General features: G+C 65.3%; 10 protein-coding genes and 1 tRNA gene. 6 read left to right on the forward strand and 5 right to left on the reverse strand.

What is annotated here, in order from left to right; all coding sequences use genetic code 11:
- The first annotated feature begins 148 nt into the window (after positions 1-148).
- From ACE3TY_RS11810 to ACE3TY_RS11825, 4 genes are all read left to right on the forward strand, one after another.
- Positions 149-943 carry a metal ABC transporter ATP-binding protein gene (locus ACE3TY_RS11810; protein ID WP_374653236.1) on the forward strand — a complete coding sequence of 265 codons (795 nt, stop codon included), beginning with the start codon at positions 149-151 and terminating at the stop codon, positions 941-943.
- Positions 944-949: 6 nt separating this feature from the next.
- On the forward strand, positions 950-1,819 hold the full coding sequence (locus ACE3TY_RS11815) for a metal ABC transporter permease (protein ID WP_374653237.1): 870 nt from the start codon (positions 950-952) through the stop codon (positions 1,817-1,819).
- 150 nt (positions 1,820-1,969) lie between these two features.
- Entirely contained in the window at positions 1,970-2,704 is a 735-nt protein-coding gene (locus ACE3TY_RS11820; protein ID WP_374653238.1) for a type 1 glutamine amidotransferase, read from the forward strand.
- 211 nt (positions 2,705-2,915) lie between these two features.
- Positions 2,916-3,833 carry a DMT family transporter gene (locus ACE3TY_RS11825; protein WP_374653239.1) on the forward strand — a complete coding sequence of 306 codons (918 nt, stop codon included), beginning with the start codon at positions 2,916-2,918 and terminating at the stop codon, positions 3,831-3,833.
- Here the strand turns inward: ACE3TY_RS11825 and ACE3TY_RS11830 are convergent.
- The 5 genes from ACE3TY_RS11830 to ACE3TY_RS11850 form a co-directional block, all read right to left on the reverse strand.
- The gene (locus ACE3TY_RS11830) at positions 3,768-5,150 is read right to left on the reverse strand and encodes an RsmB/NOP family class I SAM-dependent RNA methyltransferase (RefSeq protein WP_374653240.1); all 1,383 of its coding nucleotides are present in this window, start codon (positions 5,148-5,150) and stop codon (positions 3,768-3,770) included. The genes ACE3TY_RS11825 and ACE3TY_RS11830 overlap by 66 nt on opposite strands.
- A 139-nt stretch (positions 5,151-5,289) precedes the next feature.
- Complete coding sequence (gene guaB / locus ACE3TY_RS11835) at positions 5,290-6,753, reverse strand: IMP dehydrogenase (RefSeq protein ID WP_374653241.1); 1,464 nt, start codon at positions 6,751-6,753, stop codon at positions 5,290-5,292.
- Between the two features lie 118 nt (positions 6,754-6,871).
- Positions 6,872-7,789 (reverse strand): nucleoside hydrolase, encoded by a 918-nt coding sequence (locus ACE3TY_RS11840; protein ID WP_374653242.1) that lies wholly within the window; start codon positions 7,787-7,789, stop codon positions 6,872-6,874.
- A 25-nt stretch (positions 7,790-7,814) separates the two neighbouring features.
- Positions 7,815-8,546 carry an RlmE family RNA methyltransferase gene (locus ACE3TY_RS11845; protein WP_374653243.1) on the reverse strand — a complete coding sequence of 244 codons (732 nt, stop codon included), beginning with the start codon at positions 8,544-8,546 and terminating at the stop codon, positions 7,815-7,817.
- 36 nt (positions 8,547-8,582) lie between these two features.
- Positions 8,583-9,659 (reverse strand): Ppx/GppA family phosphatase, encoded by a 1,077-nt coding sequence (locus ACE3TY_RS11850; RefSeq protein WP_374653244.1) that lies wholly within the window; start codon positions 9,657-9,659, stop codon positions 8,583-8,585.
- A gap of 338 nt (positions 9,660-9,997) precedes the next feature.
- On the opposite strand from ACE3TY_RS11850, the gene ACE3TY_RS11855 reads away from it, so the two are divergent.
- Both ACE3TY_RS11855 and ACE3TY_RS11860 read left to right on the forward strand, forming a co-directional pair.
- Positions 9,998-10,071: transfer RNA gene (locus ACE3TY_RS11855), tRNA-Gln, on the forward strand.
- A gap of 339 nt (positions 10,072-10,410) precedes the next feature.
- The coding region (locus ACE3TY_RS11860; protein WP_374653248.1) for a transposase at positions 10,411-10,606 on the forward strand (196 nt) is incomplete at its 3' end.

A 10,606-nucleotide genomic window follows, 5' to 3' on the forward strand; every position in this document is an offset into this window, starting at 1 on the left:
ACAAACCTCCCCTGGCCGGTCCGGCCGGGATTTGGGAGCGCCAGATGGCTTTCGGCATGAGCATGACACAAAGACTGGTCCTGGCGACGGCCCTTGGCCTGGCGCTGCTGGCCCTGCTGCGCTGGGCGCTCGCCTGACGGGCCTGCCCATGGATCACGCGCATGCACATGATCATGCTCCCAAGGCATCCGGGCATTTCCACGGTTCCAAGGATGCCGATGCCGCGATTGCGCTCGACAATGTCACCATCGCCTATCAGCGCCATCCGGCGGTCCATCATTTAAGCGGCAGTTTCGCCAAGGGCAGCCTCACGGCGCTGGTCGGGCCCAACGGCGCCGGCAAGAGCACGCTTCTGAAGGCCATTGTCGGGCTGCTGCCGCTGAGTGGCGGCCATATCGATGTCCCGGCGCGGGGCAACCTTGCCTTCCTGCCGCAGGTTACCGATGTCGATCGCAGTTTTCCCATGTCGGTGCGCGAGGTGGTCGACCTTGGTCATTGGCGGCGCATCGGCGCCTTCGGCCGCCTGACGCCGGCGATGCGGGCCAGTTCTTCCGCCGCCCTCGCGCAAGTGGGTCTTGCCGGTTTCGATGCGCGGCCGATCGCCAGCCTGTCGGTGGGGCAGTTCCAGCGCGTGCTGTTCGCGCGTCTCATCGCCGCCGACGCGGCCCTCATCCTGCTCGACGAGCCGTTCAATGCGGTCGACCAGCGCACCGTCGCCGATCTCATGCGCCTCATCGAAGGCTGGCATGGCGAGGGGCGCACGGTCGTGGCCGCGCTCCACGATCTCGATTTCGTGCGCGCGCATTTTCCGCACTGCCTGCTGCTGGCGCGCGAACCCATCGCCTGGGGCGAGACGTCGGCGGTGCTGACGCCGGACCATCTCGCCAGCGCCCGCATCGTGGCCGACAGCTGGTCGCAGGCCGCCGACATCTGTGCCGCCTGATATCCCATGCTGGCCGACCTGCTGATTGCCCCTTTCGTCGATTTCGCGTTCATGCGCCGGGCATTGGTGGCGGTGATCGCGGTGGCGCTGGTGGCGGGACCCCTGGGCGTCTTCCTGCAGCTTCGGCGCATGAGCCTGATGGGCGATGCGCTGGCCCATGCCATCCTGCCCGGTGTGGCCATCGGCTTCTTCCTGTTCGGGCTCGATCTCTGGGCGATGAGTGTCGGCGGCCTCGTCGCGTGCCTCGCCGTGGCGCTGCTCAGCGGCGCGGTGGCGCGCCTCACCGCGCTCAAGGAGGATACGAGCCTTGCCGCCCTCTATCTCGTCTCGCTCGCCAGCGGCGTGCTGATCGTCTCCTTGCGCGGATCGACGCGGGATCTGCTGCATATTCTCTTCGGATCGCTGCTCTCGATCGGAAGCGATGCACTGATGCTGGTGGCCGCGGTGACGATCCTGTCGCTCATCGCCTTCGCCATCATCTACCGCACCCTGGTGGTGGAATGTTTCGATCCGATGTTCCTGCGCGCCGTCGGTGGCAAGGGTGCCACGGCGCATATGGTCTTCCTCATCCTCATCGCGCTCAATCTGGTGGCGGCCATTCAGGCCCTGGGCACGCTGATGGCGGTGGGGTTCATGATCCTGCCCGCGGCCGCATCGCGTTTCTGGGCGCAGTCGGTGGCCGGCATGATCGCGCTCTCCAGCGGCCTGGCGCTCTGCACGGGACTCATCGGCCTGCTCGGCTCCTATCATCTCGACCTGCCGCCGGGCCCGGCCATCGTGCTGATGGCGGGTCTCGCCTACGCGGGCTCGGTGCTGGCCGGGCGCAATGGCGGTCTGCTGCGCCGCTTTTTTCCGGGCGCGCATCTGCAGCATTGACCCCGCCGCGCCGGTCTCGCACCCAGGTCTGGGCCGTCATGCGTGGGGCGCATTCCCCCGTCCCTTGTCAGAAATCGTTCGCTTCCGCATGATCCGCCGGGAACACAGGAGCAGAAGAACACAGGGGCCTAAGAGGGATAGAAGATGCGCGTGCTGGTCATTCAAAACGAACCCACTTCCCATGTCTCGCTCCTGGGCGAGCATCTCAAGGCGGCCGGCGCCGATCTGGTGACGGTCGAGCCGCATCATGGCAGCGACTTGCCGGACAATACGGAAGGATTCGACGGCGCCGTGGTGCTGGGCGGACCGCAGCATGCCCATAACGATGCCGACTATCCGGCCTTCGCATCGATCTGCGATCTGCTGGGCGAATTCCACGACCAGGGCAAGCCGCTGCTGGGCCTCTGTCTCGGCGGCCAGCTCCTGGCACGGACCTTCGGGGCGCGCGTGCGCGTCAATGATCATTTCGAATATGGCTTTCTGCCGATCGACATCACGGCGGAAGGCCAGCAGGACAGGCTGCTGGGCGGCCTCGCGCCACGCCAGCACATCATGCAATGGCATGAAGACACATTCGGCCTGCCCGACGGCGCCGTGCGCCTGATGACGGGCGCCACCACCGCCAACCAGGCCTTCCGCTATGGCGACACGGCCTATGGTTTCCAATGCCATTTCGAGGTCTCGCTCGACCATGCCAGCAATTGGATCGAGAATTTCAATCACGTCATCATCGGCAAGCTGGGCGAAGAAGAAGGCCGCAAGGCCATCGACCGCGCCCGCAGCGAATTTCAGCGGCATGCAAGCGACGCCAACGAATTCTGCCGCGCGGTCGGCGGCAGGTGGGCGGAGCTGGTGAGGGAGAGAAGGCAGGCGCGGGCGGCGTGAGCTGCGCTGGAGAGCGAACGCCTCACCCCTCACCCCAACCCCTCTCCCCATTTCATGGGGCGAGGGGCTTTGCGCGAACCCCACTGGAACTCCCTCGCCCCGCGATTGCGGGGAGAGGGCGGGGGTGAGGGGTTGTGCCGCAGCAATCTCCGGATAGCGCCGTTGCTTCTCTTCGATCATATCTCTGCGCGGCCGATGAAGGATCAAGACGATGACCGCACCGCGCATGGGCGCCCAGGAATGGGGACTGTTGATTTTTCTATCGCTGCTTTGGGGCGGGTCGTTTTTGTTTGCCAAGATTGCGGTGACGGAAGTGCCGCCGCTCACCGTGGCGCTGTTCCGCGTGGTGCTGGCGGCGCTGACCTTGCATTTTGTACGGATCGTGACGGGTGTCGCAGCGCCGCGCGATCACGGCTTCTGGCGCGATGCCTTCTTCATGGGCCTTCTCAACAACGCCATTCCCTTCAGCCTCATTTTCTGGGGCCAGCAGGCGATCGGGGCAGGTCTGGCTTCGATCCTCAATGCGACGATGCCGCTCTTCACCGTGCTGGTGGCGCATTTCTTTACGGCCGACGAGCGCGCAGGGTGGCCGAAGGTCATCGGTGTGCTGGCCGGCATGGCGGGGGTCGCGGTGATGATCGGCAGTGAGGTGCTGGCCGGGGCGGGAAATCACATCGCGGCAGAACTCGCCGTGCTGGGCGCGGCGCTTTCATACGGCTTTGCCGGCGTCTTCGGGCGCCGTTTCCGTGACCGGCCGCCGCTCGTTGTGGCGAGCGGCCAACTCACCGGCAGCTCATGCCTGCTCTTGCTGCCGGTGCTGCTGCTGGATCGACCCTGGCAGATGGAAATGCCGAGTGTCCGCGCGATGACCGCCATCGCCGGCCTCGCTTTGCTCTCGACGGCACTCGCTTATGTAATCTTTTTCCGCATCCTGAAGCGCGCGGGTTCGACCAATCTCTCATTGGTGACCCTGCTCATTCCGGTGAGCGCGCTGCTGCTGGGCGTGCTGTTCTTGGGCGAGGTGGTGGAACTCCATCACCTCGCCGGCATGGCGCTGATCGCCTCAGGCCTCGTCAGTATCGACGGCCGGCTCTGGCGCATCCTGGGTCGCGCCCTGCGTCCCGCCTGAAGCCGCTTTCCGCTCCATGATGGCGACGAAAAAGCCGTCGGTGCCGTGACGCAATGGTGTGAGTGACAAAGTCGGGCCATCGGCCGGACAATCCGTGCCGATCACCTCGCGCCAGACATCGGCGACAGGTACCGGCGTGAAATCGGGGTGGCTCCTGAGGAAGGCATCGACCTGGTCGTCATTCTCTTCCTTCAGCAGCGAGCAGGTCGCGTAGACCAAGCGTCCGGCCGGCTTCACCAGACGCTGCGCGGAATCGAGGATGCTAGCCTGGAGTGCCACGAGGCGCGGCAGGTCTTCGCGTTCCAAACGCCATTTGGCGTCCGGATTGCGGCGCCAGGTGCCGGTGCCGGAGCAGGGCGCATCGACGAGCACGCGGTCGAAGCCGCCAGCATGGCGCTTGACCCAGGGATCGCGTTCGCTCTCCAGACCCTTCCTTTCGACGTTGAAGGCACCGGCGCGCTTCAGGCGGTCGCCGGCGCGCTCCACACGGCCCTTCAGCGTATCGCAGGCGACGATCTTGCCCTTGTTCTTCATGGCGGCGGCGATGGCCAGCGTCTTGCCGCCGGCCCCAGCGCAGAAATCGACCACGCGCTGGCCGGGCCTTGCATCGACCAGGAGTGCCGCCAGCTGCGAGCCTTCGTCCTGCACCTCGATGAGGCCATCCTGGAAGCATTTCAAAGCCCCCATCGGCGGGCGGCCCTCGACACGGATGCCCAGCGGCGACAGGGCGGTGGGTGCTGCACTGACATTCTCGGCACGCAGAGCTTCAAGCGCCTGTTCGCGCGTGGCCTTCAAGGCATTGGCACGGAGATCGGTCGCGGCCTCTTCGATCTGGGCCGCCATCTCCTGCTCGAAATTGGGGCCGAAACGCTTCGCCAGGCTCTTCTCGATCCAGTCCGGATATTCGAAGCGCACCCATTTGGGCTGCGCGCCGGCCTTGAAATCCGCGGTTTCGAGGAAGCCGGCGAAGCTGCGTTCTGTACGGTTCAACTGCTTGGGGCGATAGTCGCCGCCATCGAAGCTGCCGGCGATCTTGTCGGCGGTCCAGCCGTCGATGAGGGCGAGCTTGGCGATGACGCGGGCGCGCTCGAGATGCGGCAGGCCCTGCTCGGATTGGAACTCGCCGATCCACCAGTCGAGCTTGGCCATCTGGCGTAGCACCGCATAGGCATGGTCGAGGATCGCGCGCCGGTCCGAGCCGCCGATATAACGCCGGTTGCGGAAGAACGCCGCCGAAGTACGGTCGGCCGGTGCGCTGCCGCCGTGGATCTCGGTCAGCAAATCGATAGCCGCCTGAATGCGGGCGCCGGGGGTCATGAATGTCAGTCCTTAAAACGCTGTCATCCCTCGCTTTAGGCGGGGTATCCACGAGTTGCTTTCTGCAGTTGCTCTCAAACTCGCGGATGGCCCGCCCGAAGCGGGCCATGACAAATTTAAGCGAGAGCGAGGTCTTTGCTTACATATTCTGCCGGTAGTTCGGCGCTTCGCGGGTGATCTGGACATCGTGCACGTGGCTCTCCTGGAGCCCGGCATTGGTGATGCGCACGAAGCGGCACTTGGCCTGCATGTCGGGGATGGTGCCGTTGCCGGTATAGCCCATCGCCGCCTTGAGGCCGCCCACCAGCTGGTGGATCACGGTGCCCGCCGGACCCTTGTAGGCGACGCGGCCTTCGATGCCCTCGGGCACCAGCTTCAGCTTATCGGACACTTCCTCCTGGAAGTATCGGTCGGCGGAGCCCCGCGCCATGGCGCCCAGCGATCCCATGCCGCGATAGGATTTGTAGGAGCGGCCGTTGAGGAGGAACACTTCGCCCGGCGCCTCGTCGGTGCCGGCCAGCAGCGAGCCCACCATGCAGCAATCGGCGCCGGCGGCAATGGCCTTGGCGACGTCGCCGGAGAATTTGATGCCGCCATCGGCGATGACCGGAATGCCGGCCTTGTGCGCGCGCTCGGCGGCGTCGGTGATGGCGGTGAGCTGCGGCACGCCGACGCCCGCGACGATGCGCGTGGTGCAGATCGAGCCCGGGCCGATGCCGATCTTGATCGCATCGGCGCCGGCATCGATGAGCGCCTGGGCACCGTCGGCGGTCGCCACATTGCCGGCGATCACCTGGGCTTCGTTGGAAAGGCGCTTCACCGCGGTGACGGCGGAAAGCACGCCGGCGGAATGGCCATGCGCGGTATCGACCACGACCACGTCGACGCCGGCTTCGAGCAAAGCCTCGGCGCGGCGCAAGCCATCATCGCCCACACCGGTGGCGGCGGCGACGCGGAGTCGCCCATTCTCGTCCTTGCTGGCATGGGGATAGGCCTGGGCCTTTTCCATGTCCTTCACAGTGATGAGGCCGATGCAGCGATAGGCTTCGTCGACCACCAGCAGTTTCTCGATGCGGTATTGGTGAAGCAGCTTCCTGGCTTCCTCGCGGTCGACGCCGGGCTTCACGGTGACCAGGCGTTCCTTGGTCATCAGATTGGCGACCGTCTCGTCGAGCTTGGAGGCAAAGCGTACGTCGCGGTTGGTGAGGATGCCGGCGAGCTTGCCCGAGTTGCGCTCGACCACCGGAATGCCGGAGATGGAATGCGTCTCCATCAGGTTCAGCGCGTCGGCCAGGGTCTGGTCGGGATGGATGGTGAGCGGATTGACGACCATGCCGGATTCGAAGCGCTTCACGCGGCGCACTTCCTCGGCCTGGCGGGCGATATCGAGATTCTTGTGGATGACGCCCATCGCCCCGTTCTGGGCCATGCAGATCGCCATCCTGGCTTCCGTCACGGTATCCATGGCGGAGGAGAGCAGGGGGATATGGAGGCTGATGCGGCTCGTGAGCCGTGTCGCCGTATTGGCCTGGGCCGGCAGCACCTGGGAATGCGCGGGCTCGAGAAGAACGTCGTCGAATGTGAAAGCGTCGCGGATCTGCATCGCACCAACCTTGCGGATATGAAAAACCGCCCCCCGTTTCTAAGGGGCGGTATGGGTTGGCGCCTCATCATACAGATTGGGGGGATTCCCACAAGTGTTTGGGGCCTGCGCCGCACGCCTAGGGGAGATGTCGGAAACGCGCAGCGAGGAAATCGAAAATCGTATCGGGATCAGGGGCTTGCAGCAGCACATGCGGCGTGGGGCCTTGGGCGGGTCGCCAGGCGAGGGCACCCAGGCGCGGCGACGTGCCGCTTTCGACCCGGAAATGCGCATAGGACCGGCCGAACAGATCGGGGCGCAGCAGATAGGCCACGACCAGCGGATCGAACAAGGCATCGGCCTTGGATTCATGAACATAGGCGCGCAGCAGGTCGGCCACGTGGCGCGCCACTTTCGAGCCGGCGGCTTCGATGCGCGCGATGCGCGCCGGGGTGGCGCTGACCGGCCGCGCGGTTTCGATCGTCACCAGAATCATCGGCACGCCGCTTTGGCAGACGATGTCGGCCGCCTCCGGGTCGAGCCAGAAATTATACTCGGCATGCGCGGTGGCGTTGCCGCCATTGGGGGTGGCGGCACCGCCCATGACGACCATTTCCCTGATGCCGGCCTTGGCTTGCGGATAGTCGCTGAGCAGGCGGGCGATGTTGGTGAGCGGGCCGATGGGCGCCAGCGTGAGACTGGAGGGAGCCGCCTCTTCGAGGCGTTCCGCCATCCAGGCCACGGCATCCATTCCGTCCGGCTTGCGCGAGGCCGGAGCCAGGCCGATCCCGCCCAATCCGTCTGCGCCATGGACACCCCAGCCCTGACGCGCATAGGAGCGCGTCAGCGGCCGATCGGCGCCGATATGGACCGGAATGCGGCTGCGCCCGGCGGCGTCGAGGATGCGGACGGCATTCTCGGCGCAAGGCGCCGCATGGCCATTGCCGAAGACGACGCTCAGTCCCACGACGTCCAGTTCCGGCGACGCCAGGGCCAGCCAGATGGCGACGGCATCGTCCACGCCGGGATCGGTATCGATGAGAAGGGGTATGCTCATGAACGCGGAACGGTGTCGCCGGCGGTCAGTTCCGGAAGCCTTGCGCCACCACGTAGATCTCGGCTGAGTCCTTGCGGCTGGCATCGGGCTTCACATGCTTCACGCTGGCGAAATGCTTCTTCAACTGGGCGAGCAACTGATTGGTGGCGCCGCCCTGCAGCACCTTGGCGATGAAGGTGCCGCCGGGTGCCAGCACTTCGCAGGCAAAGGCAAGCGCGGTTTCGGCCAGGCCGATGATCTTGAGATGGTCGGTCTGAGCATGCCCCGTCGAAGAGGCCGCCATGTCCGAGAGCACCACGTCGGCCTCGCCCTGCAGCAGGGCTTTCAGCTTGTCGGGCGCCGTGGGGTCCATGAAATCGAGCTGGATGATGCTGGCGCCGGGAATGGGTTCGACCGCCTGGAGATCGATGCCGATCACCTTGCCGCGGCCGTCGGCCGAGTGCACGCGGTCGACGGCGACCTGGGTCCAGCCGCCGGGGGCCGCCCCCAGATCGACGACGCGCCCGCCGATCTTGAAGAACTGGAACTTCTCATCGAGCTGCAGGATCTTGAAGGCGGCGCGCGAGCGGTAGCCGCGCTTCTTCGCCTCGGCCACGTAAGGGTCATTGAGCTGCCGGTCGAGCCAGCGCGTCGAGGACAGGGAGCGTTTATGCGCCGTCTTCACGCGCGTCTTCAGCCCGCGCCCGGTGAGCGCGCCTTCGTCGCGCGCGCCGCCGCGCGAACCGCCGCGGCCGCCACTTCCCCGGTTGTTATGCATGGGGCTGGACCTTCATGTTGGTGAACTCCTGAAACGCTAAAATTCGCTGACCGGGACCAGTTCGACCGCCGCGTCGGGCACATCCAGCGCCACTGCGCGGCGCAGATCCGGGACATCGCCGCAGGCATTGCCATAGACACTGCCATAGACACTGTCGGGCGCGGTCCCGGTCATCAGGCTCATCAGGATGCCTTCGCGCACACCGCGATCGGCAACGCGCAAGATGCCGACCGGCCACAGCCGGCAGATCGCCGACAGGATGGCACAGCCGGAAAGGACCAGGTCGGCGCGTTCGATGCCGATGCAGGGCAAGGTGGCGCGGCCGCCGCAATCGCGCTTGGCCAGATCGTTGCTGATGCGCTCGACATCGCCGAAGCGCAGGTAGGAGCCGTCGACCAGGCTGCGCTCGTAGCGCGCGAGACCCAATTGGATGCCGGCCAAGGTCGTCACCGTGCCGGAGGTGCCCAGCATCTGCACGGCACCTTCGCCGATCAGCCGGCCGGCACCGATGGCGCGGCGGAAGGGATCGAGTTCGGCCGCCACCTTGTCGACCATGCGGCGATAGAAAGCGGTTGCCGGTTCGTCCTGCGGCGCCTCGGCGCCGAATTCCTCGGTCAGGCTGACGACACCGAAGGGCATCGAATGCCAGGCGACCATCTGCGGCGGGCGCCCCGGCCGCAGGCGCAGCCAGCCGAGCTCGGTCGAGCCGCCGCCGATATCGAAGACGATGGCATGGGCGATGTTGCGGTCGAGCAGCGGCGTGCAGCCCCTGAAAGCCAGGTCCGCTTCCTCGCCCGACGAGATGATGTCGAGCGGAATGCCGGCCTCGTCACGGACGCGTTCGACGAAGCTGCCGCAATTCTCGGCCCGGCGGCAGGCCTCGGTCGCCACGGCGCGTGCCAAGCTGACGCCCCGGCGCTCCATCTTGGCGGCGCAGATCTTCAAGGCTTCGATGGTGCGGTCCATCGCCTCGGCCGAAAGCCGGCCGCTTTGCGACACTCCCTCGCCCAGCCGGACGATGCGGGAAAAGGCATCGATCACCTGATAGCCGGCAGCACCCTGCCGTGCGATGAGCAAGCGGCAGTTATTGGTGCCAAGGTCCAAGGCGGCCATAATTTGACCGGGCTTAGCCGCACGCGTGCGCCAAAGCGCGGGCGCCGGCGACCCGGATAATGCACCGTTCACGCGTAATGCTCCTCTGCCCCGAGGGTCAACCCATTGAAACAGCGCGGAAAAAAGCGACCGCAGCCACTCCGGGCGACCCATGCCGGGTATCGTCGCCACATATCCTACATGGATCGGTGCGTGAGATAAAGTTCAGGGGGACGCGGGACCGTTCCAGGGCCCAAGGCGACCTGCCGCGCATCCCCGAGACAAAGCTTGAACTCGCCCGCGCCGCGCATTATGTTCCGCCCGCTTTCAGCCGCCCGCCCCAAGATCGCGGGCCGCGTTGGGGGATCGTCTAACGGTAGGACAGCGGACTCTGACTCCGCCAGTCTAGGTTCGAATCCTAGTCCCCCAGCCACACTCTCTACGAGTGTATATCTCAATAGATGAAACCAAGAATTGTAGCGCAGTTCCAGAGGTTAGCCGGCAGGTTAATGCCGCGCATAACAGAGATAGTCAGAAAATCAGGCCTTTCGGTGGTTTCCGGCGTTCCCGTCTCTGAATGCCAAAGATTCGGTTATGGCAGATAGGCTGGATCATGACAGATCGTGAGCCAAAGCGCGCTCTCGTCACGCGACATATGGACCCGCTCGGCGAGAATGATGGGAGTGAGATGCGCGAGATCTAGGCTTCGTACTCATAAGGGAATCCCATTTAGGTGGGAACGTGCTTCAATTTCCGGAGAGGGGATTGTGTCATAGCGCGATACGATCTTACAGATTTCGGGTGGCAGATCACTCAACCGTTGCTGCCGAGCAAGCCGCGTGGGGTGCCGCGGGTTGATGATCGGGGGGCAATGAACGGGATCTTCTGGATTGTGCGCAGCGGCGCACCCTGGCGCGATCTTCCGGAACGATATGCCTGCACGACCGTCTACAACCGTTTCAACCGCT

The organism is Dongia sp. (genome assembly GCF_041918875.1).
GTDB lineage: Bacteria > Pseudomonadota > Alphaproteobacteria > Dongiales > Dongiaceae > Dongia.

Excerpts from the sequence above, each read along its gene's own strand:
- ACE3TY_RS11810 (WP_374653236.1), top strand. The coding sequence starts at position 149 with ATGGATCACGCGCATGCACATGATCATGCTCCCAAGGCATCCGGGCAT.
- ACE3TY_RS11815 (WP_374653237.1), top strand. The coding sequence starts at position 950 with ATGCTGGCCGACCTGCTGATTGCCCCTTTCGTCGATTTCGCGTTCATG.
- ACE3TY_RS11825 (WP_374653239.1), top strand. The coding sequence starts at position 2,916 with ATGACCGCACCGCGCATGGGCGCCCAGGAATGGGGACTGTTGATTTTT.
- ACE3TY_RS11830 (WP_374653240.1), bottom strand. The coding sequence starts at position 5,150 with ATGACCCCCGGCGCCCGCATTCAGGCGGCTATCGATTTGCTGACCGAG.
- guaB (WP_374653241.1), bottom strand. The coding sequence starts at position 6,753 with ATGCAGATCCGCGACGCTTTCACATTCGACGACGTTCTTCTCGAGCCC.
- ACE3TY_RS11840 (WP_374653242.1), bottom strand. The coding sequence starts at position 7,789 with ATGAGCATACCCCTTCTCATCGATACCGATCCCGGCGTGGACGATGCC.
- ACE3TY_RS11845 (WP_374653243.1), bottom strand. The coding sequence starts at position 8,546 with ATGCATAACAACCGGGGAAGTGGCGGCCGCGGCGGTTCGCGCGGCGGC.
- ACE3TY_RS11850 (WP_374653244.1), bottom strand. The coding sequence starts at position 9,659 with ATGGCCGCCTTGGACCTTGGCACCAATAACTGCCGCTTGCTCATCGCA.